The sequence below is a fragment of the Xanthobacter autotrophicus genome (genome assembly GCF_030015065.1).
In the GTDB taxonomy this organism is placed as follows: Bacteria; Pseudomonadota; Alphaproteobacteria; order Rhizobiales; family Xanthobacteraceae; genus Xanthobacter; species Xanthobacter autotrophicus_D.
This window is the reverse complement of sequence record NZ_JAIVFN010000072.1, coordinates 1-24,870: the sequence shown is the minus strand read 5'-3', so window position 1 is coordinate 24,870 and position 24,870 is coordinate 1. Positions and strand designations below refer to the sequence as shown.

Here is a 24,870-nt window from a genome sequence, read left to right as displayed (position 1 = left end):
CCCACCACCCGCGTCACCGTGGTGGCGCCCCACCCCAAGGACCCGGTGGTGGGCATCGGCTACGAGGACGGGATGGTGATGATGGTGCGCATCACCGACGGCGCCGAGATTCTCCTGCGCGCCCCGGATTCCGACCCCGTGAGCGCCATGGGCTGGCACCCGTCCGGCGGGGCCGTGGCCTTCGGCACGCAGGGCGGCAGGGGCGGCCTGCTCGCCTTCTGATCCGCAACCGCACGCCGGCCCCCTGCGGCCCGCAGGCGCGCCCGCGGCAGGCCGGCGGAGATTTGCGCGGCAGCGCCCACGGAAGCGCTTTTCACGCGCCCGCGCGCGCACTAACGTGGCGCCACCCGTTCGCAGATGCGAAGCGGGCCACGGAGCACGAGAAACGCCGATGAAGATCGCCGACGTTCGCCGCACCGCCTATTCGATGCCGCTCGTGAACCCCTCCTACCCGCCCGGGCCTTACCGCTTCATCGATCGCGAATACATGATCATCACCTACCGCACGGACCCTGCCGCGCTGGAGAAGGTGGTGCCGGAGCCGCTCGAGATCGTCGAGCCGATCGTGAAATACGAATTCATCCGCATGCCGGATTCCACCGGCTTCGGCGACTATACCGAGACCGGACAGGTGATCCCGGTGAAGTTCCAGGGCGTGGAGGGCGGCTATGTCCACTCCATGTATCTCGACGACGAGAGCCCCATCGCCGGCGGCCGCGAGCTGTGGGGCTTTCCCAAGAAGTTCGCCAATCCCAAGCTGGTGGTGGAAAAGGACACGCTGGTGGGCACGCTGCACTATGGCAGCGTGCTCTGCGCCTCCGCCACCATGGGCTACAAGCACGTGGCCTGCGACAAGGAGAAGGTGCTCGCTGCGCTGCTGACGCCGAGCTTCCTGCTCAAGATCATCCCGGACGTGGACGCCAAGCCGCGCATCTGCGAGCTGGTGCGCTACTTCCTGGAAGACGTCACGCTGAAGGAGTGCTGGACCGGCCCGGGCGCCCTCGGCCTGTTCCCCCACGCCTTGTGCAACGTCTCGCAGCTTCCGGTGCTGGAGGTGATCTCCGCCCTGCACGTCAAGGCGGACCTGACCCTCGGCATGGGCGAGGTGATCTACGACTATCTCAAGGACGGCGAGGGCTGAAGCCGCGAAACCGGACCAGCCCTCAGGCATCGGGCGGGTCCGGCATCGGGCTTGAGAGTGAAACCCGCGCGTGACGCCACGCGCCATGTGGTTCTCCGGCGAGACGGGCATTCCGCCGGATTGCGAGAGGCAAGGTCCATGACACTTCGCGCCAATCAGCTGCCCCCCGGCCTGTGCGACACCATCAACGAATACAAGCGCATCGCCCTGGTATTCCAGGGCGGTGGTGCGCTCGGTGCCTACCAGGCCGGCGTCTACGAGGCGCTGCACGAGGTGGGCTGCGATCCCAACTGGATCTCCGGCGTGTCCATCGGCGCCATCAACTCGGCCATCATCGCCGGCAACGCGCCGGCGGACCGGGTGACGAGGCTGCGGGAGTTCTGGGAGACCATCACCTCGCCGCGGCTCATCCCTCTGAACCTGGAAGGGGACATCTTCCGCCAGTGGCGCAACCAGTTCTCCGCCGCCCGCACCATCGTTCAGGGCCAGCGCGGCTTCTTCGAGCCGCGCTTTCCCAATCCCTGGCTGGTGCCCGCCGGGGCGACCGGCGCCACCTCCTTCTACGATACCGCGCCCCTGCGCGACACGCTGCTGAGGCTGGTGGACTTCGACCGCATCAATTCCGGCGAGAAGCGCTTCTCGGTGGGGGCGGTGAACGTGCGCACCGGCAACTTCATCTATTTCGACAACAAGGAGCACATCATCGGCCCCGAGCACGTGATGGCCTCGGGCGCGCTCCCGCCGGGCTTCCCGGCGGTGAAGATCGACGGCGAACATTACTGGGACGGCGGTGTCGTCTCCAACACGCCGCTGCAGTTCCTGCTCGACCAGCCGGACCATCCCAGCGCGCTGGTGTTCCAGGTGGACCTGTTCAGCGCCCGCGGGCCGCTGCCCCGCGACATGTTCGACGTCTCGGAGCGGCAGAAGGACATCAGCTATTCCAGCCGCACCCGCTACACCACCGATGTCTTCCGCCGGGTGCAGGAGCTGCGCCAGAAGCTCTATGACGCGCTCCAGCGCATTCCCGAGCAGCTGCGCACGGAAGACGACCTCGCTTTGATCGAGGACTACAGCTCGTCCGGCCCGGTCAACATCTGCCACCTGATCTACCAGGAAAAGGCCTACGAGCGGGAATTCAAGGACTACGAATTCTCCACCGCCTCCATGCGCGACCACTGGCAGACCGGCTATGAGGACACCGTGAAGACCCTGCGCCGGGGCGACTGGCTGAAGAAGCCGGACGATACCATCGGCATCGTGGTGCACGACATCCACCGCCTCTCCGAGTGAGGGCGGTTCAGCCGAACCCGCGCGCCAGCATGTAGGCGCCGAGCAAAGCGAGCCCGGCGAAGAAGGCGCGCCGGAACACCAGCGGCGAGACCGCGAGGCGGATCCGCCGCCCGAGCTCCATGCCGAGGAAGGCGGGCGCGAGCGCCGCCGCCGAAGCCAGCGCCACCTTGGGATCGGTCAGCACCGCGCCGCCCTCCCCCGGACTTGCGAGCACCGCGGCGAGGGCGAAGGTGGACACCGTGAAGGTGAGGCCGAGGGCCTGCACCAGGTCGTCGCGGTTGAGACCCAGCGCCTGGAGATAGGGCGCGGACGGCATCACCGACACGCCGGTGGTGCCGGTGACGAGGCCGGTGAGCGCGCCCATCAGCGGCGACAGCCACGGCTCCATCCGTGTCGGCAGGCGCAGCGGCACGGCACTGAGGCCGAGGGCGCCGTAGAGCAGCAGGGTCGCCCCCAGGGCCGGCACCGCAGCCGGCGAGGTGAGGCCGCCCAGCAGCAGCCCGACCGCGAGCGTCCCCAGCACCACCGCGACCATCATGGCGCCGAAGCGCCGCGCCGTGCCGGCCACGTTCGGCCCGGTGAAATATTGCCAGAGATTGGTGACCGTGGCCGGCAGGATCAGCACGGCTGCCGCCTCGGCGGGGGTGAGGAACAGGCTGAGCAGGCCGATGCCCACCGTGGGCAGGCCCATGCCGATGAGCCCCTTCACCATGCCGGCCAGAACCAGCACGGCGAAGCCCGCCGCCAGCACGCCGACGGGCAGGGTGGCGGAGGCCAAGACGGCGGAGGCCAAGACGGCGCTGTCAGAGTTCGGCGCTGTCAGAACTCGGCGCCGAGCTCTTCCAGTTCCTCCGGCTCATTGAGCGCACCGGCAATCCATTCCTGCATCAGCGGCAGGGCCATGACGCGGGCGCGGTAACCATCGCACTCGGGGTCCAGCTTCACGTCATAGGTGGTGAAGCGCGAGCAGACCGGGGCGTACATGGCGTCCGCCAGCGTCGGCGCCGTGCCCATGAGGAAGGGGCCGCCATGGGCGGTGAGGCATCCCCGCCAGATGGCGACGATGCGGTCGATGTCGGCCTGCGCCCCGGCCCACACCTTGAAGCCGGGATAATGCGCCTTGATGTTCATGGGCAGGGCCGAGCGCATGTTGGCGAAGCCCGAATGCATCTCGCCCGAGATGGACAGGCAATGGGCCCGCACCGCCCGGTCCGCCGGCAGCAGACCGGCCTGGGGGAACACCTCGTTGAGGAAGGCCGCGATGGCGAGGGTGTCCCATACGGTCACGTCCTCGAGCACCAGGCGCGGCACGAGGAAGGACGGGGACAGGAGCAGCAGTTCCGCTTTCATGTCCGGATCGTCGAGGGGCACGCGCTCCTCCTCGAAGGCGAGGCCGGCCATCTTGCACAGGAGCCAGCCGCGCAGGGACCAGGAGGAGTAGTTCTTGCTGGAGATGGTGAGTGTCGCCATGCGTCTGCCTGTCCTGCGCCTCAGATGTTCGTTCCGGATCTTCGATCCCGTGGCCCCGCCGCCAGCCTGTCACCCGCGTTGCCGCAGGCGCAGGTCAGGACCCGCGAGGGCACATACCCCGCGCCGGCCCGCTGGCCGATCAAGGCACGCACTCCCATGTCCGTTCGGAGGCGGATGGCCCGGCCGGGTCGATATCGACGCAACCGGTTTCCGGCTCCCGCATTTCCCCCTCCCGGCGGCCCGGCTTCGGACATTGCATGCGCCGAAGAAGCGGTCCCCGCGCGGAAGCGTGTTGCAATGCACCACGCGCCGTTTCAATATTCACGTAACGAGTACATCCGTTCAGGCGTGCTGCAAAGCGGAAAGCAGGGCCTGCGGCAATAACTTAATGGTTCCGCCGTCCGTCGGGGCGTCGGCAGACGGGGAACAGAAGGACCTATCGGCATCATGCTGCAAATGATATTCAGGTCAGTCTTTCCGGGGCGGTGCCGCCGGTTGCAGCGACACAGGCAACCATGATGTATCTGGCGTATCAAACCCAGTCCGATCTGATGGGTCCCGTCCGCTTCCTGGCCGGACTCGCACGCCAGACCCTCACCGGTCCGCTCATCAACGGCTATGGCCATGCCGGCCTGCGCCACCTGGCCGCCGCCTACGAACTGGTCGAGCGCACCGGCCTCAGCCACGGACGGCCCGATTTCGGGATCCGCTCGGTCGAGGTGGGCAACCGGGAGGTCCAGGTCACCGAGGAGAAGACGGCAGTGCTGCCCTTCGGCACCCTGCTGCGCTTCAAGAAGGACGTGGACATCGCCCAGCCCCGCGTGCTGGTGGTGGCGCCACTGTCCGGCCACTTCGCCACGCTGCTCGTCAACACCGTGAAGACGATGCTGCCGGATCATGACGTCTACATCACGGACTGGCACAATGCCCGCGACGTGCCCCTGTCCGCCGGCCCGTTCGGCTTCGACGACTATGTCGAGCACGTGATCAAGTTCATGGAGATCATGGGCCCGGGCTCCCACCTCGTGGCGGTCTGCCAGCCCTGCGTGCAGACGCTGGTGGCCGCCGCGGTGATGGCGCAGGACAAGAACCCCGCCACGCCCGCCTCCATGACCCTCATGGCAGGCCCCATCGACTGCCGGATCAATCCCACCAAGGTGAATGACCTCGCCACCTCGAAGCCCATGTCCTGGTTCGAGCGCAACCTCATCGCCACGGTGCCGAAGGGTTTTCCCGGCTCGGGGCGCAAGGTCTATCCCGGCTTCGTGCAGCTCACCGCCTTCGTCAGCATGAACGTGAGCCGGCACATCAAGGCCCATTTCGACCTCTACAACGCCCTTGCCGAGGGCGATGAGGAGAAGGCCGAGGCCACCAAGACCTTCTACGACGAGTATTTCGCCGTCCTGGACCTCGACGCCGACTTCTACCTGGAGACGGTGCGCTACGTGTTCCAGGAATACCGCCTGCCCAAGGGCGAGCTGACCTATCGCGGCCGGCCCATCGACTTCCGCGCCATCCGCAAGACCGCGCTGCTCACCGTCGAGGGCGAGCGGGACGACATCTGCTCCATCGGCCAGACCATGGCGGCGCAGGACATCTGCTCGGCCCTACGACCGCACAAGAAGCGCCACCACATGCAGGCGGGCGTGGGGCACTATGGCGTGTTCTCCGGCCGCAAATGGGCGGCGCAGGTCTATCCCATCGTCCGCAACCACATCCTCTCCAGCGACTGACCCGTCACGGAACGCGCCGCCGGCGCGTTCTCCCCGCCCGAGACGGCTGCCCCATCAGGGCACTCTTTCGGGACGGGCTGCGAGGGCGGGGCACCCGCCCCACCGTCATTTCGACCGACACCGCGTGACGGGCCAACGCGCCGGCCGGACCAGAACCGGCCGGCCGCGGCCCGGAGATCTGCCCCGTGCTCCAGGCTTTCCGTTCCGAGCGCGCATCCGGCACCGGACACGCCGCGCCCCCCGATCGACTGCGCGACCATCCGGCCTTCCTGCTGTTCTGGATCAGCCGCGTCGCCTCCGCCCTCGCCTTCCAGATGCTGGGCGTGGCGGTGGGCTGGCTGGTCTACGCCCGCACCGGCAGCGCCATGGCGCTGGGTCTGGTGGGCCTCGCCCAGTTCCTGCCCATCCTGCTGCTCACTTTGCCCGCCGGCCATGCGGCCGATACCTTCGACCGGCGGCGGATCGTCGTCATCTGCCAGGCGGTTGCCGCGGTCACCCTCGCTTGGCTGGCGCTGGACCTGTCGCAGGGCGGCTCCAGCCTCCTCGCCATCTACGGCGCGGTGATGATGATCGGTGCCTGCCGCGCCTTCGAGCATCCCACCATGGCGGCGCTGCTGCCGCGCCTGGTGCCGGGGCCGGTACTGCCGCGGGCCATAGCGGTGGCGTCCTCCGCCCTGCAGATGGCCACCATCGCCGGGCCCGCCGTGGGCGGCTTCGCCTACGCCCTCGGCCCCACCGTGCCGCTCGCCGCCGCCGCCGCGTGCTACGGCATGGCCGCCCTCGCCATGATGATCATGCCCCACGCCCACGCGCCGGCGGCCCGGGGTGGGCTTTCCCTTGTCACGCTGCTGGAGGGCCTCTCCTTCATCCGCGGCCACAAGGTGGTGCTCGGCTCCATCTCCCTCGACCTGTTCGCCGTGCTGCTGGGCGGGGTCACGGCGCTGCTGCCCATCTTCGCCAGCGACATCCTGCATGTGGGCGCGGAGGGGCTGGGCGCCCTGCGCGCCGCTCCGGCGGTGGGCGCCGTGCTCATGTCGGTGCTGCTCGCCCGCATGCCGCTGACGAAGCATGTCGGGCCCAAGATGTTCGCCGCCGTCGCGGTATTCGGCCTCGCCACCGTGGTGTTTTCCCTGTCGAGCAGCTTCCTGGTATCGCTTTGCGCCCTGTTCGTGCTCGGGGCGGCCGATAATGTGAGCGTCGTCATCCGCTCCTCGCTGGTGCAGCTCTCCACGCCCGACGCCATGCGCGGGCGGGTGAGCGCGGTGAACTCGCTGTTCATCGGCACCTCCAACCAGCTGGGCGAGTTCGAATCCGGCATGGCCGCGGCCCTGCTCGGGGCGGTGGGCGCGGGGGTGGTTGGCGGCATCGGCACCATCGTGGTGGCGCTGGCGTGGATGCGCCTCTTCCCCGACCTCGTGACGGTCGATCGGATGCCCGCCCGTCCCGACAGGCTCGCATGAAGGCCGCCGCAGGCATTTGATTTGCCGGCTTTGTCGCGCCTCTTCGGTTGACGCGCGGCTGCGCTTTTCCCATGGTGCCGCCGCCCGCGGATCCATCGCGGGTCCTTGCCCCCGACACTGCGCCGACGAATGGGTTCCGCCCGGCCGGCGCGCGTCCCGGGAATCTGTGATCAAGCGGCGCCCCATTCCCGTGACGGGAAGCGCCGCTCCCCGACGAGGAGTGTTGCGCCATGAGCGACTGGCCGGTCCACGCGAAGATCGACGGCCCCATCGTGATGATCGGTTTCGGGTCCATCGGCCGGGGAACCCTGCCGCTGATCGAGCGCCACTTCGACTTCGACCTGTCGCGCATGGTGGTGATCGACCCCGTGGCCGACCACAAGACGCTGCTCGATGCCCGCGGCATCCGCTTCATCCAGTCGGAAGTCACCGCCGAGAACTACCGGGAGTTGCTCACCCCCCTGCTCACCAATGGCGGCGGCCAGGGCTTCTGCGTGAACCTGTCGGTGGACGTGTCGTCCGTCGCGGTCATGGAGCTGACCCGCGAGCTGGGCGCGCTCTATGTGGACACGGTGATCGAGCCCTGGAAGGGCTTCTATTTCGACGAGACCATGCCCACCGCCGCCCGCACCAACTACGCCCTGCGCGAGAGCCTGCTGGCGGCGCGCCGGCGCAATCCCGGCGGCACCACGGCGGTCTCCACCTGCGGCGCCAATCCCGGCATGGTGTCCTGGTTCGTGAAGCAGGCCTTGCTGAACATCGCCGCCGACACCGGCCTCGACCGGCCCGAGCCGGCGAGCCGCGAGGAATGGGCACAGCTTGCCCGCGCGCTGGGAGTGAAGGGCATCCACATCGCCGAGCGCGACACCCAGCGCGCCCGCGAGCCCAAGGTGATGGGCGAGTTCTGGAACACCTGGTCGGTGGAGGGCTTTGTCTCCGAGGGCCTCCAGCCCGCCGAGCTGGGCTGGGGCACCCATGAGAAGGCGCTGCCGCCGGATGGCCGCACCCACGAGGCGGGCTGCGGCGCCGCCATCTATCTGCTCTCGCCCGGCGCCGCCACCCGCGTGCGCTCCTGGACCCCGACGCCGAAAGCCCAGTACGGCTTCCTCGTCACCCACAACGAGAGCATCTCGATTGCCGACTACCTGACGGTGCGCGACGGCGACACCGTGCTCTACCGGCCCACCTGCCACTATGCCTACCACCCCGCCAACGACGCCGTGCTGTCGCTGCACGAGATGTTCGGCAATGGCGGCCACTTCCAGGAGAAGTGGAAGATCCTCGACGAGCACGAGATCGTGGACGGCATCGACGAGCTGGGCGTGCTCATCTATGGCCACGCCAAGAACGCCTACTGGTACGGCTCCCAGCTCTCCATCGAGCAGACGCGCGAGCTTGCCCCCTACCAGAACGCCACCGGCCTTCAGGTGACCTCCGCCGTGCTCGCCGGCATGGTGTGGGCGCTGGAGAACCCGAACGCGGGCATCGTCGAGGCGGACGAGATGGACTTCCACCGCTGCCTCGAAGTGCAGATGCCCTATCTGGGCCCGGTGATCGGCACCTATACGGACTGGACGCCCCTCACCGGCCGCCAGAAGCTGTTCCCCGAAGACCTGGACCTCGAGGACCCCTGGCAGTTCAAGAACATCATCGTGCGCTGAGGTAGCGTGCGCCGAGGTCCTTGGGGACCGCAGCCGCCGCCATCGCCCGCGATGACGGCGGCGCTCCTACCGTGACGCGCCTGGCGCCAAAACAAAAATGCCCCGGCCAAGACCGGGGCATTTTCGCGTGGAGCAGCAACGCCACGCATCAGGCCGACCTGCGCATCTCCCCCGCGAGAAGCTCGGCCAGCGAGGGCTGGGCGACCCGCCCGCCCGTGGGGCTGATGAGGCCGCGCGCACCATCGAGCGCACCGGCCTCAAGCTCCACCGCGAGCAGGCGGTCGCGGGCATAGGGACCGGGCATCCAGAGCGCGCCAGTCTTGTGCGCACTGAAGCCGAAACGCTCGTAATAGGCGGCGTCCCCCACCAGGATCACCGCGCCGTGCCCCTTCGCGCGCGCCGCATCCAGCGCCGTGCGCATGAGGGTGGCGCCGAGGCCGTGGGCCTGGAACCAGGGGTGCACGGCCAGCGGGCCCAGCAGCAGCGCCGGCTTGCCCGGCCCCGCCGCCACGTTCCACAGCCGCACGGTGCCCACGAGGCGGCCATCCGGCCCACGGGCGGCAAAGGCGAGGCCCTGCGCCGGCAGGCGGCCCTCGCGCAGGCGCTCGGACGACTTGGAGAAGCGCTCGGCGCCCAGGCACAGGTCCAGCAGGGCCTCCCGCGGGGCCACATCTTCCACGGTTTCCAGCACGATCTCAGTCATCGGCACCTCCTGTGCCACAACGTGAGAAGCGAAGAGATCCGTCCCGCCGCGCGAAACGCGCGGTCGGCCATGGGCTCGCAATCGCGAGCCGGTGGGGACGGTGCGGAAGACGAGGGGGAGGCCCCCTCCTCAAAGCCACCGGCGCGGACCATGAGGTCCGGCGCGCGATGGGATCGCCTGGGCCGGCGCGCGCCGGGGGACGGACCCCTCAGGTCTGGTTCCCCGCGCGCGGCTCTGGCCCGATCAGATCGCTCAAGCCCTGAGATCCGGTCTCAGATCACGTAGGACTTCAGCGGCGGGAAGCCGTTGAACGCCACCGCCGAATAGGTGGTGGTATAGGCGCCGCAGGCCTCGATGATCACCTTGTCGCCGATGGAGAGCGACAGCGGCAGCTCGACCGGGGTCTTCTCGTAGAGCACATCGGCCGAATCGCAGGTCGGGCCGGCGAGCACGCAGGGGGCGGTGTCGTCGCCGTCGCGCGGGGTGCGGAACGGATAGCGGATCGCCTCGTCCATGGTCTCGGCGAGACCGCCGAACTTGCCGATGTCGAGGTACACCCAGCGCATGGCGTCGGCCTCGGACTTCTTCGAGATCAGCACCACCTCGGCCTCGATGAGGCCGGCATTGCCCACCATGCCGCGGCCCGGCTCCATGATAGTTTCCGGGATCTGGTTGCCGAAATGCTTGCGCAGGGCACAGAAGATCGCCTCGCCGTAGGACTGCGCTCCCGGCACGTCCTGCAAATAGCGGGTGGGGAAGCCGCCACCGAGATTGACCATGGAGAGCGAGATGCCCCGCTCCGCGCAGGTGCGGAAGATCCGCGCCGCGGAGGCGAGCGCGCCGTCCCAGGCGTTCACGTTCTTCTGCTGCGAGCCCACATGGAAGGACACCCCATAGGCGACAAGGCCCAGGCGATGGGCGTGCTCCAGCACGTCGGCGGCCATCTCCGGCTCGCATCCGAACTTGCGCGACAGGGGCCATTCGGCGCCGGCGCCGTCGCACAGGATGCGGCAGAACACCCGGGCGCGGGGCGCCACGCGGGCGATCTTCTCCGCCTCTTCGTAAGAGTCCACCGCGAACAGGCGCACGCCGAGGCGGAAGGCGCGCTCGATGTCGCGTTCCTTTTTGATGGTGTTGCCGAAGGAGATGCGCTCCGCGCCCGCGCCGGTGGCGAGCACCATCTCGATTTCGCCCACGGAGGCGCAGTCGAAAGACGAGCCCATCTCCTCGAGCGCCTGCAGGATGGCGGCGTCGGGATTGGCCTTCACGGCATAATAGACGCGGGTATCGGGCAGCGCGCGGGCGAAGGCCTGATAATTGGTGCGGACCACGTCGAGGTCCACCACCACGCAGGGGCCATCCTCTCGTCGGGTACGCAGGAATTCGCGGATGCGATCGGTCATGGTGTCCTCCCCGTGACCTGAAGCCTCGTGAAGCACGGAGAATTCCGTGCGACGACAGGACGGACGAACCCGCACTGGATTCATCCGGGGCACGCGCACGCAGCCGCCCGGCGTTTTGGACACGCCGGTTCGTCTGCGGGCCGTACCCGCTTCGCCGGGGCTCTATCCCGGCCGCATCATCGGACCGAACGGCAGTCGAACCGCCCGCCGGGCGACGAGCCAGGCGAGGGCGAGACAACTGCGCACGTTTGGAGAGGGAATCCCGCTCCGCACGGCCGGCAAGATGTAGTGCCTCTTCAGTAACGCCGCCCTTTGGAGGGGCGACCGAGACCAAAAAAGCCCTTACGTCGTTGCTTCAAGTCACGTCCCCCGCATGAGGAGCGGGGTGGGCCGGTTCCCTCCGGCTATCGGTCGTCCTGGCAGCTTTCCGGCCTCTTGTCCGGAGATCCTACCGACCGACACGCGACCACAGGCACGTGCGAATTTGGGCGAGAGGGGGTTTAGTGGATTTGCCCCGCTCATGCAAGTGGATTTTGACGATTTTCGCGGCGCCGGACGATGCGGCCGCGACGTTGACTTTTCAGGGGTCCATGGTGTATCGGACCCACTTCGCGCGGGCCCTTGTGCCCGCATTCCCATTCCCGACCGGAAGAAGCCAGCCCTTCGAGGCGCGGCGGAACACGAAAGCGAGACAAGATGTTCGCGGTCATCAAGGCAAACGGCAAGCAGTATCGCGTTGCCGCCGCCGACGAAATTACCATTGATCGCCTCGACGCCGAGGTCGGCTCCGTCTTCACCTTCCCGGTGCTGATGCTGGGCGGCGCCACCGTCGCCGTCGGCACCCCCCACGTGGACGGCGCCACCGTCACCGGCGAGATCGTCGAGCAGACCCGCGGCGACAAGGTGATCGCCTTCAAGAAGCGCCGCCGGCAGAATTCGCGCCGCAAGCGGGGCTTCCGCGCCGACCTCACCGTCGTGCGCATCACCGAGATTTCGGGCCTGGGCGAGACCGTCAAGGCTGAACCCAAGACCACTGGCGCGCCGGCTTCCGAAGCCGCTGCCGACGCCTGATCAGGAACGAGGAGAGCAACAATGGCTCATAAGAAGGCAGGCGGCTCGTCTCGCAACGGTCGCGATTCCGACGGTCGCCGTCTTGGCGTGAAGCGCTTCGGCGGCCAGGACGTCATCGCCGGCAACATCATCGTGCGCCAGCGCGGCACCAAATGGCATCCCGGCACGAACGTGGGCATGGGCAAGGACCATACCCTCTTCGCCCTGGTGGAAGGCAAAGTCTCCTTCCAGACCAAAGCCAACGACCGCACCTACGTATCGGTGCTTCCCGTCGCCGCCGAAGCGGCCGAATAAACGGCGAGACCTGAGAATGCAGGATCCCGCCGGTCACGTCGAACCGGTGGGAGCCTGAGCGTCCAGCGCCTCAAGCTCAGACACGAACCGGGGAGACGGGACACCTCTCCCCGGTTTTCGTTTGTCTGGCCTTGAGGAGCTTGCCAATGACCCTGTGTGAGACGCCGTCCGGAGCCCCGCTCGCGGAGAGCTGTATCCCCGTCCTCGAAACCGACCGGCTCGTGCTCCGCGCGCCGCGCCTCGAGGACGTTGCCGCCGTCGCGGAGCTCGCCAACAATCGCAAGATCGCGGAGATGACCGCGAACCTGCCCTTCCCCTACAAGCCGTCCGACGCCCATGCCTTCGTCGAGACGCTGGCCGCCGTTCCGGACGCGGCCACCTTCGCCCTGTTCCTCAAGGGCGAGGGCGCCCTCAGCTTCGCCGGCATGGTGAGCTTCGGCCGCCGCCCGCCCGAGCCCGCCCCCGAGATCGGCTACTGGATCGGCGAACCCTTCTGGGGCCGCGGGATCGCCACCGAGGCGGTGCGCGCCGTCATCGACTACGCCTTTTCCGAGACCGACCTTTCGCTCCTCATCGGCTCGGCCCGCGTGGTCAATCCGGCCTCGCGCCGGGTGCTGGAGAAGTGCGGCTTCCAGTGGTCGGGCGTCGGCCTCACCCGGGTGAAGGCGCTGGGCGCCTCGGTGCCCGTGGACCGCTTCCAGCTCGACCGGCGCATCTGGGCCTCGCTGCGCGCCTGGGGCTCCACCGCCCTGCCGCGCCACCGCGCGGCCCACTGAGAAAAAGCCAGCGCCACCGCGCGGCCGGCTGAACCTGCCGGCGCCGGCTCCCCCGGCCGGCTCCGCTTCGGGCGAGGCGACAGGGCCTTGCGCGAGCGGCGCGGGCAGGTCAATCAGGCATCTGGAGGGCGATCCGATCAGATTGATGCAGGCAGATCGGATCGCGCTCCAGGCAAACACATCTTCCGGATTGCGCCCATGTCCAATCGCCACGACAAGAAACAGGACGACCTGCCCTACCGCCCCTGCGTCGGCCTGTGCGTGTTCAACGCGGCCGGCAAGGTCTTCCTCGGCAAGCGCATCGGCGGGCCCGAGCATGTGGACGCCACCCATTCCTGGCAGCTGCCCCAGGGCGGCATCGACAAGGGCGAGGAGCCCTTCGCGGCCGCGCTGCGGGAGCTCTACGAGGAGACCTCCATGCGCTCGGTGACGAAGCTTGCCGAGGTGGCGGAGTGGCTGTCCTACGACCTGCCCGGCCGCATCGCCGGCGAGGCCTGGAAGGGCAAGTATCGCGGCCAGACGCAGAAATGGTTCGCCCTGCGCTTCACCGGCCTCGATGCCGAGATCAACATCGCCCGGCCGGGTGGCGGCGCCCACAAGCCCGAATTCATGGACTGGCGCTGGGAGAGCCTCGACAGGGTGACGGAGCTCGTCATTCCCTTCAAACGCAAGGTCTATGAGGAAGTGGTGAAGAGCTTCCGCCCGTTCGCCGGCGGCTGAGGCCGCGAACCCGGCCCCACCCCACCGCGCCGGCCGCGACGCAGGTTGAGCACGGCGAAGGCGGTGATGCGCCTGGCCGGCGGCGGCCAGCGCTCCCCCGGCCAGGGCCATGGCGGCGTCGAAGCCGCTTTCAGCGCCCACCCCGGCCCGGCACAAGACTGAAAACGACTTCACGAATACAGAGTCGAACGCAACTCTGGCACTTTAAAACTTCCATATCACACTTTTTTGTCTGCGGTATGACAGTCCGGACCCCTCCGACTGTTGCCGCAGGGAGACAGTTATTGTCCCTGAACTGCGCTATCACCCCGTCCATCCTGTTTCAATCCGGGCCTGGGGGATCTACATGCGTAAGTCGCTGCTCGCTACCACCATTCTCGCGGCGGTGATCACCGCCGGCGCCGCCCATGCGGCGGACCTCGCCACCAAGATGCCGGTCAAGGCGGCGCCCGTGCCGGTCTTCAGCTGGACCGGCTTCTATATCGGCGCGCAGGGCGGCTACGCCTGGGCCTCGAACGACTTCAGCAACTCGCTGGATCCCCTGTATCCGTCCACGCTCCTTGCGGCGGACGCGAATTACAATCTCGACGGCGGCCTCGTCGGCGGCGTGATCGGCTACAACTACCAGATCAACAAGATCGTCCTCGGTATCGAGGCCGACGCCAACTGGGCCGACATCTCCGGCTCCGGCAACTACTACAACGGCATCGCGACGAGCTGCATCCAGAGCAACAACGACTGCTCCTCGAAGATCGACGGCCTCGGCACCATCACCGGCCGCCTCGGCGTCGCCTTCGACCGCGTGCTCCTCTATGCCAAGGGCGGCGCGGCCTGGGCGCTGGTCAAGCACACCGCCGGCAGCACCGATCTGGAATATCCCGAGTACAGCTACAGCGCCTCCACCAGCAACACCCGCTGGGGCTGGACGGTCGGCGCCGGCGTGGAATGGGCCTTCTTCAACAACTGGTCGGCCAAGGTCGAATACAATTACATCGACCTCGGCAGCTCCGACGTGACCTTCAACTTCTTCCCCAACGCCTACATCAACCCCTACGCGGCGACCGTCGACCAGAGCATCAATCTGGTCAAGGCCGGCATCAACTATCGCTTCTGAGAACGCCGGCTCCCGTGGACGGGATCGCGCTGAGGCGCCATCCCGTCCACAGGGGCACACTTGAAGAGCCTCGGTCCTGCCGGGGCTCTTTCTTTTTGGCCCGCTCCCAATCCCGCTCCCGGAGGATCGGGCAGGCGCACTGCCGGCGGGCCCCGCTCGGCCCTCTCCACGCAGCCGACGCGCCGGCTCCGGGCCGCCGCCGCGAACGCAACGGGCCGGCGCAGCGGATGCCGCACCGGCCCGTTATGTCCGTATCCATACCGCGGGAGGGTCTCAGCCGGCGATGGGACGCGCCAGATTGAGGCCCAGCACCATGATGCCCACGGCCGCCACCCAGCTCCCCCCGGCCCGGAGCGCGATGGGACGCCACGCCGCCCCGCGCAGGAAGGCGATGGCGCTGCCAGTGGCGAGCGTGATCACCCCATAGCCGATGGCGGTCATGCCGGAGAGGAACAGCACGCGGTCGGTGGTCGCCACCATGGCCGCCCCGTTCTGCGCGCCGTGCAGCAGGCCCATCACCACCGCGACGCCCAGGAGCACGCCGAGCGGAAGCCGCGCCGCCGCCGCCACGGCGAGGCCCGTAACCGCCACGAGGACGAGGCCGAGCACCGGGCCGAAGGACGGCAGCGGCACCTCAAGCGAGACCAGCCCGCCGGCGGCGAGCGCCAGCGGGAAGACCAGGATGATCCAGCGGGCCCGCTGCGCCCCCTGGAAGGCGGCGAGCACGGCCAGGGCGATCCACGGCAGGACCTGCTGGAGGTCCGTCAGGGGATGGAGGGCGCCGCTGTAGAAATCGCCGAGCCGGGTGTCCACCAGATGGGCGTGGGCCGCGGTGGGCGCCAAAGCGAGCGCCACCGCCGCGGTGACGAGCCGAAGCCACTTCTTCATTCGATGAACCCGACCGCTCCGAGCAGGAAATAGAGGCCCACGCAACCGATGGCGGCGCCACAGGCGCGCACGACCTTGGCGCCCGCCTCGTAACCAACCAGCACGCCGATCAGGATGCCGGAGAGATGCAGCAGCCCGGTCGCAACCACGAAGCCGACGGCGAAGGACACGGCATCCGCCGCCTCGGGCAGCTCGCGCCCATGGGCGTAGCCGTGGAAGATCGCGAACACGCCGACAAGGGTCGCGGCGACCCAGAGCGGCGGGCGCACGCTGAACGCCACCATGGCGCCAAGGGCGATGCCCGAAAAGGCGATGATCAGCTCGACGAACGGCAGGTCGATGCCGGAAAGGCCGATGAGGCCGCCAACCGCCATCACCAGCGGGAAGGTGATGGGCAGCACCCAGATGGCGGGATTGCCCAACTGGGCGCCCCACAGGCCCACCGCCACCATGGCCACCAGATGGTCGAGGCCGGTGAGGGGGTGGAGGAAGCCGCTCTCGAGGCCCAGCGCCACGCCGGTCCCGGTATGGGCGAACGCGGGCGAAAGCGGAATCGCGGCCATCAGCAGCGCCAGCGGCAGGGCCGCGTCGGGGAAATCGCGTTTCATCGTAAGTTTCCTTCGAATCAGATCCGCAGCAGGAACCAGTAGGAGGCGACCGAACCGATCACATAGGCCGGGATGGCGGCGCCCCAGCGCGGCAGCAGGGCCTGGGCCTGGCGGTGGGCCCATAGCAGGGCCAGCACCGTCATCACGAAGGCCAGCTGGCCGATCTCCACCCCCACGTTGAAGAACAGGAGCGCGATGGGCAGCGTCGCCTGCGGGATGCCCAGCGCGGTGAGCGCGGTGGCAAATCCCAGCCCATGCAGCAGGCCGAAGGCGAAAGCGACGCTCCACGGATAGCGCGCCGTAAGGCCCACCTGGCCGCGCTGGAGCTTCACGATCTCGACGCCCACGAACACGATGGAAAGCGCGATGGCGGCATTCAGCGGGCGTTCCGGCACGCCCACCCAGCCGAAGGTGGCGGCCGCCAGCGAGATGGAGTGGCCCACGGTGAAGGCGGTGATGGTCTTCACCAGCTTCCAGCCGCCCTTCACCAGCCAGATCAGGCCGAGCACGAACAGCAGATGGTCGATGCCGCGCAGGATGTGGTCGATGCCGAGATTGACATAGGTCTCGGCCAGGTCGCGCCACACGGCGAGGTCGGTTCCCGGGTTGCGCGCCGCCATCACCGAGGGGTTGGCGGCGCTGACCGTGTAGACCTCCATGGGCCCCTCGCGGGGGATCACCCGGATCGTGGCCACCGACTGCCTGCTGCCGAGCCCCATGAAGCTGACGCGGCCGGTGAGGCCGCTTCCGCCGCAGACGAGCTCCGGCGGCTCCCATTTGCAGTGGGGCGGGAAGATGGGCTGCAGGCTCATGTCCACCGGCGGCATGGTCCATTGGCCGATGAAGCGGCCCGGCGCGATCTCCCGCAGGGTGATCACCGCCATGGTGGCCTCGTGCGCCCGCGCCGCCGTGGCCGGGACGAGGAGCGCCATGACGAGGCACAGGAGCGCGGCAGCAAGCCCGCCAAGCATCGCACCAGGCCCGCGTCGCGCGTTTGTGGCCACAGGGGGCGCGCTGCGCGCGCTTGTTGCCGCGAGGGGCGCGCTGTGCGCGCCCGGGGCCGGCGACGCGGCGTGCAGCGCGGGGAAAGTGCCGGCGCCCGCGGCCCGGGCGATGATGGCGCGCGTCCTCATGGCTCGTCGCGCCGAATCACATAGGCCTTGCCGAGGTCGCGGGTGGCGGCGATGGCGAGCACGCGCCGGCGCTCGTCCTTCCAGGCCTGTGCCACCTGCGCGTCCACCTCGCTCAGGTCCACCTTGCGGCCGGGCACGAAGGTGTCGAGGCGCACCACGTACCAGCCCTGCGGGGAGGACAGGACGCGCCATTCGCCCCTCGGCGTGGCGACGAGCTGCTCCGTGAAGTCCTTGCCGAAGGACGGTTCCAGCGACGGCCGCGGCCGCTGCGCGAAGATCAGGGCGCGCAGCTGCACGTCCTCCGGCTCGGTACCGGCGCGGATCTCCTCCAGCACGGCGCGGCTCTGCGCCTCCGCGTCCGGACCCGTGAAGGGCACCGCGATGAAGCTGACGAGGTCGGGAATGTCGTAATTGGCTCGGCGCTTCTCGTACCAGGCGGCCAGTTCGTCGCGGCTCGGCTCGCCCACCTCGACGCCGTTGAAAATCAGCAGGCGCATCTTGTGGGTGATCCGGTCGCGGATCATCTCGTCGCCCTTGTCGAGGCCCTGCGCCAGCGCCTCGCGGAAGGTGATCTCGTTCAGCAGCCACACATCGACCAGCTTGGCGAGTTCGTCGGGCCCCGGCTCGCGCCCCTCGTGGGAGGCCTTGAAGGCGTTCACGATGGACTGCCGCACGTCGGGCGTGATCTCGATGAGCCGCTCCTTGCTGACCGATGGCGTGACGGCCGCATGCACGGCGAAGATAAGCGCGCCCAGCACCATGAACTGCAGCAGCGGCTCGCGCACGAGGCGCCGCAGGAAGCCCGGAGCCGCCGCGCGCCCCGCCGTCCCGCCCGCGTCCTGTGTCCCGGTGCCGCCCGTTCCCGTGCCTTTCGCAGCGGCCGCTGCAGCGGCCGGCTCCAAACCCGATGACGTCAAATCCCGTCCCCCGCGCCGAGCCCTCGATGGCTGTCGGCAACACGTGTTCCCGCAGGCAGCGCCCGCTGCCATTTGCGGCGCACCACCTAGCGAACGGGTGGTGTCGCGTTGATGACAGCCGGCACGATTTGCGGGGGGTGCGGCAAGCAGGTTATTCGGCTCACCTTTTCCTGCGTCATCAAAGCTTCAGCAGGCAGTCACAGAACACCGATAGTAGAGCCCCAGCGGATTCTGGACGTCCGTTTCATTCAAAGGGGTTGGAGAATGAAGAGCGCGGTGCTGGCGCATCAACTGATTGCGGGGGCCTCGGTCCTCGCCGTGGCCGGAGGGATGGCGCTGCCGTCCACGCCGGCTTTCGCCGACAGCTACATGGCGGGCGATTTCCACAATCACACGCCGTGCTCGGACGGCCGCTCGTCGGTCGAGACCATGGTGAAGAAGGCGGTCCAGAGCTACGGCCTCGAATGGCTCGGCGCTGCCGACCACGGCGGCTCCAGCCCGCGCGACTGCCGGGTGGACGATCCCGAGGGTGACGGCTCCACCACCGGCACCGGCAAGTTCTGGGACGTGGCGCCCGTGACCCAGGTCAAGGGCGACGTGGTCATGTCGCAGGGCCACCGTTCCATGTGGCGCTGGCAGAGCGCCGAGGAAATCATCTACCCCGAGCTCGCGCGCCTCGCGAAGGAGCTCAACAAGCCCATGCTCTATGCCGGCATCGAGACCAACGTGCCCGGCCACGAGCACACCTCCATGGCCGTGATCGGCAACCAGAAGCCGCAGAACTTCGGCGGCAACACCGGCGATGCCGCCGGCGTGGCCGAGTTCGAGTACCGCTTCGACCGCTCGGACACCGACTTCAGCCTCGGCGCGCCGAACCACAACTGGACCGGCAAGGTGGCGAACGCCTCCGGCACCGGCTCGGGCACGGCCAACCACAAGAACAAGGCCGTGCCCAGCGTGCAGTGGCTGCAGAAATACTACCCGCTCGACAGCTACTACGTGCCCGCGCACGTGGAGCGCGCCGGCGTGTTCTATGCCGACGGCAACCGCGGCTTCAACGTCGAGCACTTCCGCGACTTCAACAATGCCGGCCCGACCGTCGCCGTCGGCTTCGAGAGCCAGCCCGGCCACCAGGCCTCCAACAATCGCGGCGAGTACCGCGCCGGCTTCTGCGGCACGGGCTGCGATTCGGTGGGCGTGACCACCTATGGCGGCACCGGCATCTACGCCGCCAAGATCGGCGGGCTGTGGGACGCGCTGCTGGGCGAAGGCCGCAACTGGTTCTTCTATAACGCCTCCGACTGGCACAATCGCGGCGCCTTCAGCATCTATGAAGCCGGCTCGACCAACGACTTCTATCCCGGCGAATACCAGAAGCTGTATTTGCCGCGTCCCGCCGCCGGCACCACCCTGCGCCCGAACGTGGTCGTGGACGGCGTGCGCTCCGGCAACGCTTACGGAGTCATGGGCGACCTGATCACCAGCGAGCTGAGCTACAAGGCCGAGGTCATCGGCTATGCCGCCGCCGGCACCGCCAAGATGGGCCAGACGCTGGTGGTTCCGCGTGGCCGCTCGGTCAGGCTCACCCTTGAGGTGAACCTGCCGACCGGCACCAACCACTCGCCGTACAGCTTCAACAACCCGTCGCTGGCCCAGATCGGCATTCAGGAGCCCCTGAACCGGCCGACCCTGCGCCAGGTGCAGTTCGTCAAGGGCAACGTCACCGGCGTCGTGGCCCCCACCAGCGGCAACTACACCAACGCGACCAACACCACGGCCGCCGCCTTCGCCACCTTCGGCCCGAACAACTGGACCGTGAGCGGCCAGAAGCGGACCATGGTGGTGACCATCACGAACGTGCAGAACAACATGTACGTGCGCGCCCGCGGCAGCAACCTGCCGGCCTCCGTGCCGGCCGAGACCGACGCCCAGGGCAACCCCCTGAACGACTGGGATCCCGAGAATGCGGCCCAGGGCCCGTTCGTGCCCTGCACCGACGCCGCCTGCCCCTCGCACCTCGTGGTGCGCGACGGCCAGAAGATCTCGAGCTACGACGTGGCCGCGTGGTCGGACCTGTGGTTCTACGTGAACCCCATCTTCATCCGCGTCGCCGACCAGCCCAAGCTGCTGGTGGAGACCAACGGCGCCCTCGCCGTCTCGCTGAAGAAGTGAGCCTCGGCCGGCGCGCGCCATCCTGAATTTGGAAGGCGCGCCGGCCCCCATCCCATCCTGTCCCGCGTATCGCCGGGGGCCGCCATGGCCCCCGGCTCGCTTTTTTCGAGCGTCCAGGTTCCCCATGTCCCATGCCCGCGCGGCCTCCGCCGCCCCGCCCGACGCGGCGCCGCTCAAGACCGCCGGGCCCCGTGCTGCGGCCCGCCGCATCGGCGCCCTCACGCTGGTCGCCACCCTGTCGGGCTTTGCCGGCCTCGGCTACGAGATCGTCTGGGCGCGGATGCTCGCCGTCTCCCTCGGACACGAGATCGTCGCGGTGCTGGGCGTCGTCTCGGCGCTGTTCGCCGGCCTCGCCCTCGGCAGCCTGATGCTCGGCCGCCGCATCGCGCGGAGCCTTGCGCCCGGCGCCTGGTATGCCGGCCTCGAATGCGTCATCGGCCTGTGGGCCCTCGCCCTCATCCCCATGTCGCCGCTGGTGGGGGACCTCGTGCCGGCCCTGGTGCCGGTGGATGCGGAGGCGCTGCGGCAATGGGCCGTGGCGTTCGGCCTGCCCTTCCTCCTGCTGCTGCCGGCGACCCTCGCCATGGGCGCCACGCTGCCGGCACTGGAAGCCGTGCTGGCCCCGCTGCTGGCGGCGGGCGGGGCGGTGGGGCGCGTCTATGCGGCCAACACGGCGGGCGCGGTGGCCGGCACCCTCGCCACCGCCTTCCTGCTCATCCCGGCGCTGGGCCTGTCGGCGACGCTGGTGGCCTGCGCGATGCTCAACTTCGCCTGTGCCGCCGTGATGGCCGCCGCCACGGGCGGACGGCGCGCCGCGGCCAAAGGCGGCACGGCGCCGACGCCGCGACTGGATGCATTGCCGTCACGCGACAGTGGGGCGGTCCCGCGCGTCCCGCTTGCGGCCCTGTTCGTCACCGGCCTGCTCGGCATCGGCTACGAGGTCGTCACCGTCCGGGTGCTGAGCCAGATCCTCGAAAACACCATCTACACCTTCGCCATCCTCCTGGCCGCCTACCTCGCCGGCACGGCGCTGGGCGCGGTTGTGCGCACCGCCATCGCCGCGCGTCGTCCCGGCGCGGCCCTCGCCGGCCCGCTGGTGGCGGCGACTGCCCTCGCCTGCCTCCTCGGCGCGGCGCTGCTCGGCGTCTCGGACACCCTGCTGAAGATGCTGCGGACGGTGCTTCCCGCCACGCTCGAAGGCCGCCTTTCCGCCGAACTGGCCATCGCCGCCCTCGCCTTTCTGCCGCCCACTCTCGCCATGGGCGCCCTGTTCACAGAACTCGCCCAGCGCGCCAGCGACCGGGCGGGCGGCGTCGGCCCGGCGCTCGCCGTCAATACGCTCGGGGCGGCGCTGGCGCCGATCCTGTTCGGGCCGCTGCTGCTGCCGCTCGTGGGGGCGAAGCTCGCCTTCGTCGCGATCGCCCTCGGCTATCTCCTCGTGTTGCCCGACCTCAGGCGGGGCTCCCTCGTCGCGGCGGGGTTCGTGGGCGCGGCCACGGCGGCGCTGGTGGTGGCGCCCATCTCCCTGCGCTTCGTGCGCATCCCGCCCGGCGGCGAACTGGTGTGGCACCGCGACGGGATGATGGCGGCGGTCAGCGTCATCTCCAACAGCGCCGGCGACCGGCACCTGCAGGTGAACAACCATTTCCGCATGGGCGGCAGCGCCTCCCTGCGCTCCGACCACCGGCAAGCCCACATTCCCCTGCTGCTGCATCCGGCGCCCGAAAGCGCCCTGTTCCTCGGCCTCGGCACGGGGGCGACCCTGTCGGCGGCGGGCGCGCATCCCGGCCTTGAGGCGGACGGGGTGGAGCTGGTGCCGGAGGTGGTGGAGACCTTCCCTTTGTTCGGCGCCTCGGCCGGGGAGATCGGCCGCAACCCGCGCCTGCGCGTCCACGTGGCCGATGCCCGGCGCTTCGTGCGCGCGCCGGGCCAGCGCTACGACGTGATCGTCGCCGACCTTTATCATCCCTCCGTGGACGGCTCGGGCGCGCTCTATGCGCGGGAGCATTTCGCGGCGATCCGCGACCGGCTGGCGGACGGCGGGCTGTTCGCCCAGTGGCTGCCGCTGCACCAGCTGGACCTGCCCACATTGCGCATCATCGTGCGCACCTTCCTCGACACCTTCCCCGATGCCAGCGCCTATCTCGCCCAGTTCAGCGTGGAGACGCCGCTGATCGCGCTCATAGGCCGGCACGAACCCAAGGCCTATCCCGCCGACTGGGCGGCGCGGCGCATCACCGATCCCGACCTCGCCGGGCGTCTCGCCGCGCTGGACATGACCGGGGACTTTTCCCTGTTCGGCCTCTATCTCGCGGGCCGGCCCGAACTGGCGGCTTTCGCCGGGCCGGGGCCGGTGAACACGGACGACCGCCCCCTCGTCACCACCGACGCGCCCCGCATCGCCTATGCCGGCACCGACACCCCCGGCGACCGGCTGGTCGCCCTCCTCGCCGCGCTCCACCCCACGCCCGCGGCGGTGCTCGACGCCGCCGATCCGGAGGCCCGTGCCCGCCTTGCCGCCTACTGGCGGGCGCGCGACGCCTATCTGGAGACGGGGGCGCGGACGCTGGCCGCGCGCGGCCCGCGCGACGTGATCGGGACGCTGGCGCCGCGCCTCGTCGAGATCGTGCGCATGAGCCCGGATTTCGAGCCGGCCTATGGGCCGGTGCTCGCCATGGCGCGGCAGCGCGCGGTCAGCGAGCCGGCTGCGGCGCGCCGCCTCCTAGAAGCACTCGATAAGGCGAACCCGGCCCGACCCGATGCACGCCGCCTTCTTGCGGCGCTGCCGCCGGATGGGGTGTCGGCGCCTCGCCCGCCGCAGCCACGGTGAAGGGGATGGAGCCGCCGTCCGCGTGATAGTGGCGGCGCAGATAGCCGTTCCAGATCACCATGTACTTGCCCGGCGGCAGGGGCCGGGTGACGCGGAACGCGGTCTGGCGCACCTGCCCCGCGGGGCGGGTCCAGTCGGTGGGCCATTCCGCATTGTCCGACCCGACCACACGCACCTCGTGGAGCTCGAACTCGTCGGTGAAGTCGATGGTCACCGCCGGCTCGGCATCGCCCAGCACGTCATTGGCATTGGGCACCGACTGGTCGAACGCGCACTGGGCGAGGGCCGGGGCGGCCGTGCCGACGACGAGGCCGGCGACAAGGGCGGCGATGGCGGAGGCGGGATGCATGTTGAGCATAGCTCCTGAAATGGACACCCGCCCGCTCACGCGAAGCGGATGGCGTAGCCGAAATTGTCGAGCCGGTCGGGAATGGCGTTGAAGGCGATGGAGATGCGCCGTCCGCCCCGGTTGGCAGGCACCTCGTGCAGCAGGTAGCTCGGGAACATCACGAGGTCGCCGGCACGGGTCTCCGGCATGGCCCACTTGCCGCCGTTGAAGGCGTTGACGCGGGCATTGGGATTGGAGTTGCCGAACAGGAAGCCGGTGCCGCCGATGCTCTTGTGGAACACGATGTTGGCGGAGGGATGCGCCTCGGTCAGGTAGACTACGCCGGAGATGAAGCTGTTGGCGTGGGTGTGGATGGCCTGGTGCCCGCCGGGCTCCAGCACGTTCACCCAGGTTTCCTTGATCTGCCAGGTCAGCGCCTCGCCGAACAGCACCTCGCCGAACTCCGCCACCTTGGGCAGCACCAGCGCGCCGAGCCGGCCGTGCAGCGAGTTCGCCTCGGCCCCCGCCACCGGGGTGTGGGAGAGGAGGTCGGAATAGGCGTTGGTGAGGCTGGTCGTGTCCACCGCCTCGGCGGCGAGAGCGGCCACCGCATCCGCTTCGAGCAACCCCGGCACCCGCATCACGGGCGTGGGAAACAATCCGATAAGCTGGCTCACGATGGCGCCCGTCCGGTCCGGCAAAAAAGGGGAGACGGCGCGCACTTTCCCCATGGGCCGTGACCTGCCGATGACGGCGGGCGGGCGCCGGCCTCCCCGCCCCGTCAATGGCTGGATTCGATGTCCGAGAGCGCGGGCGGCGGGCGGCGCGGGGCGATGATGTGCTCCGCCGTCGGCCGCCCCGGCGACGGGCGCGACGGACGGGCGAGCATGGGCGATCCCTCGCCCGGGCGTCCGGCGGGCGCCGCGCCGCCGCCCGGGGCGGGAAGCGCCAGCACCACGGAGGAGCGGCCGTTCTGCAGCAGCGCGTCGCGGACGCTGACCGAGCGCAGCACCCAGCCCTCAAAGCTCTCCCCGGTGCGCAGCCGCAGCACGCCGCTGCCGGCCGGATCGAGGAAGATGCCATAGGCGTCGCCCTGGCCCACCACGGTGCCGATGAGGGTGATGCGCGGCCGCGCTGGAGCCGCCTGCGCGGCCGCGC

At 69.2% G+C, this 24,870-nt stretch carries 21 protein-coding genes and 3 pseudogenes; 13 read left to right on the top strand and 11 right to left on the bottom strand.

Annotated features, from left to right (window positions below):
- The 3 genes and pseudogenes from K9U40_RS14880 to K9U40_RS14870 all read left to right on the top strand — a co-directional run.
- Window positions 1-222 (top strand): annotated as a pseudogene (locus tag K9U40_RS14880) (WD40 repeat domain-containing protein); the annotation flags it as partial.
- 169 nt (window positions 223-391) lie between these two features.
- Complete coding sequence (locus tag K9U40_RS14875; protein ID WP_282890937.1) at window positions 392-1,141, top strand: acetoacetate decarboxylase; 750 nt, start codon at window positions 392-394, stop codon at window positions 1,139-1,141.
- 138 nt (window positions 1,142-1,279) lie between these two features.
- Entirely contained in the window at window positions 1,280-2,431 is a 1,152-nt protein-coding gene (locus tag K9U40_RS14870) for a patatin-like phospholipase family protein (RefSeq protein WP_282890936.1), read from the top strand.
- 7 nt (window positions 2,432-2,438) lie between these two features.
- Here the strand turns inward: K9U40_RS14870 and K9U40_RS14865 are convergent, their stop codons facing one another.
- Window positions 2,439-3,224, bottom strand: a complete 786-nt coding sequence (locus tag K9U40_RS14865) for a TSUP family transporter (RefSeq protein WP_282890935.1) — start codon at window positions 3,222-3,224, stop codon at window positions 2,439-2,441.
- Window positions 3,225-3,250: 26 nt separating this feature from the next.
- On the bottom strand, window positions 3,251-3,901 hold the full coding sequence (locus K9U40_RS14860; RefSeq protein WP_282890934.1) for a glutathione S-transferase family protein: 651 nt from the start codon (window positions 3,899-3,901) through the stop codon (window positions 3,251-3,253).
- A gap of 515 nt (window positions 3,902-4,416) precedes the next feature.
- Between K9U40_RS14860 and K9U40_RS14855 the strand changes: the two genes are divergently transcribed.
- The 3 genes from K9U40_RS14855 (at window position 4,417) to K9U40_RS14845 (ending at window position 8,755) form a co-directional block, all read left to right on the top strand.
- Window positions 4,417-5,634 carry a polyhydroxyalkanoate depolymerase gene (locus K9U40_RS14855; RefSeq protein WP_282890933.1) on the top strand — a complete coding sequence of 406 codons (1,218 nt, stop codon included), beginning with the start codon at window positions 4,417-4,419 and terminating at the stop codon, window positions 5,632-5,634.
- Between the two features lie 185 nt (window positions 5,635-5,819).
- Window positions 5,820-7,094 (top strand): MFS transporter, encoded by a 1,275-nt coding sequence (locus K9U40_RS14850; protein ID WP_282890932.1) that lies wholly within the window; start codon window positions 5,820-5,822, stop codon window positions 7,092-7,094.
- Window positions 7,095-7,324: 230 nt separating this feature from the next.
- Window positions 7,325-8,755, top strand: a complete 1,431-nt coding sequence (locus tag K9U40_RS14845) for a homospermidine synthase (protein ID WP_282890931.1) — start codon at window positions 7,325-7,327, stop codon at window positions 8,753-8,755.
- Between the two features lie 148 nt (window positions 8,756-8,903).
- Here the strand turns inward: K9U40_RS14845 and K9U40_RS14840 are convergent, their stop codons facing one another.
- Both K9U40_RS14840 and K9U40_RS14835 read right to left on the bottom strand, forming a co-directional pair.
- Window positions 8,904-9,458, bottom strand: coding sequence for a GNAT family N-acetyltransferase (locus tag K9U40_RS14840; RefSeq protein WP_282890930.1), 555 nt, complete (start codon window positions 9,456-9,458; stop codon window positions 8,904-8,906).
- A gap of 272 nt (window positions 9,459-9,730) precedes the next feature.
- Window positions 9,731-10,861, bottom strand: a complete 1,131-nt coding sequence (locus tag K9U40_RS14835; RefSeq protein WP_282890929.1) for a type III PLP-dependent enzyme — start codon at window positions 10,859-10,861, stop codon at window positions 9,731-9,733.
- Window positions 10,862-11,557: 696 nt separating this feature from the next.
- Here K9U40_RS14835 and rplU point away from each other — a divergent pair.
- The 5 genes from rplU to K9U40_RS14810 all read left to right on the top strand — a co-directional run bounded on the left by rplU (window position 11,558) and on the right by K9U40_RS14810 (window position 14,836).
- Window positions 11,558-11,932 (top strand): 50S ribosomal protein L21, encoded by a 375-nt coding sequence (rplU, locus tag K9U40_RS14830; RefSeq protein ID WP_282890928.1) that lies wholly within the window; start codon window positions 11,558-11,560, stop codon window positions 11,930-11,932.
- A 21-nt stretch (window positions 11,933-11,953) separates the two neighbouring features.
- Window positions 11,954-12,226 (top strand): 50S ribosomal protein L27, encoded by a 273-nt coding sequence (gene rpmA, locus K9U40_RS14825; RefSeq protein ID WP_282890927.1) that lies wholly within the window; start codon window positions 11,954-11,956, stop codon window positions 12,224-12,226.
- A gap of 146 nt (window positions 12,227-12,372) precedes the next feature.
- Entirely contained in the window at window positions 12,373-13,002 is a 630-nt protein-coding gene (locus K9U40_RS14820; RefSeq protein WP_282890926.1) for a GNAT family N-acetyltransferase, read from the top strand.
- A gap of 198 nt (window positions 13,003-13,200) precedes the next feature.
- Complete coding sequence (locus K9U40_RS14815; RefSeq protein ID WP_282890925.1) at window positions 13,201-13,722, top strand: RNA pyrophosphohydrolase; 522 nt, start codon at window positions 13,201-13,203, stop codon at window positions 13,720-13,722.
- Window positions 13,723-14,068: 346 nt separating this feature from the next.
- Window positions 14,069-14,836, top strand: a complete 768-nt coding sequence (locus K9U40_RS14810; protein ID WP_282890924.1) for an outer membrane protein — start codon at window positions 14,069-14,071, stop codon at window positions 14,834-14,836.
- Window positions 14,837-15,109: 273 nt separating this feature from the next.
- Here the strand turns inward: K9U40_RS14810 and K9U40_RS14805 are convergent, their stop codons facing one another.
- The 4 genes from K9U40_RS14805 to K9U40_RS14790 all read right to left on the bottom strand — a co-directional run bounded on the left by K9U40_RS14805 (window position 15,110) and on the right by K9U40_RS14790 (window position 18,382).
- A complete protein-coding gene (locus K9U40_RS14805; protein WP_282890923.1) occupies window positions 15,110-15,724 on the bottom strand; it encodes a HupE/UreJ family protein in 615 nt (204 codons plus the stop codon).
- On the bottom strand, window positions 15,721-16,332 hold the full coding sequence (locus K9U40_RS14800) for a HupE/UreJ family protein (protein WP_282890922.1): 612 nt from the start codon (window positions 16,330-16,332) through the stop codon (window positions 15,721-15,723). The genes K9U40_RS14805 and K9U40_RS14800 overlap by 4 nt, the downstream gene beginning before the upstream one ends.
- A gap of 17 nt (window positions 16,333-16,349) precedes the next feature.
- Window positions 16,350-17,303 (bottom strand): HupE/UreJ family protein, encoded by a 954-nt coding sequence (locus K9U40_RS14795; RefSeq protein WP_282890921.1) that lies wholly within the window; start codon window positions 17,301-17,303, stop codon window positions 16,350-16,352.
- Window positions 17,304-17,461: 158 nt separating this feature from the next.
- Window positions 17,462-18,382 (bottom strand): peptidylprolyl isomerase, encoded by a 921-nt coding sequence (locus K9U40_RS14790; RefSeq protein ID WP_282890920.1) that lies wholly within the window; start codon window positions 18,380-18,382, stop codon window positions 17,462-17,464.
- Window positions 18,383-18,646: 264 nt separating this feature from the next.
- Between K9U40_RS14790 and K9U40_RS14785 the strand changes: the two genes are divergently transcribed.
- Window positions 18,647-20,554, top strand: coding sequence for a hypothetical protein (locus K9U40_RS14785; RefSeq protein ID WP_282890919.1), 1,908 nt, complete (start codon window positions 18,647-18,649; stop codon window positions 20,552-20,554).
- Between the two features lie 124 nt (window positions 20,555-20,678).
- Window positions 20,679-22,598, top strand: a pseudogene (locus K9U40_RS14780) (fused MFS/spermidine synthase); the annotation flags it as partial.
- Window positions 22,599-23,247: 649 nt separating this feature from the next.
- Here the strand turns inward: K9U40_RS14780 and K9U40_RS14775 are convergent.
- The 3 genes and pseudogenes from K9U40_RS14775 to K9U40_RS14765 form a co-directional block, all read right to left on the bottom strand.
- Window positions 23,248-23,733 (bottom strand): copper resistance CopC family protein, encoded by a 486-nt coding sequence (locus K9U40_RS14775; protein WP_282890918.1) that lies wholly within the window; start codon window positions 23,731-23,733, stop codon window positions 23,248-23,250.
- Between the two features lie 35 nt (window positions 23,734-23,768).
- On the bottom strand, window positions 23,769-24,389 hold the full coding sequence (locus K9U40_RS14770; protein WP_282890917.1) for a TIGR02466 family protein: 621 nt from the start codon (window positions 24,387-24,389) through the stop codon (window positions 23,769-23,771).
- A gap of 104 nt (window positions 24,390-24,493) precedes the next feature.
- Window positions 24,494-24,870 (bottom strand): annotated as a pseudogene (locus K9U40_RS14765) (hypothetical protein); the annotation flags it as partial.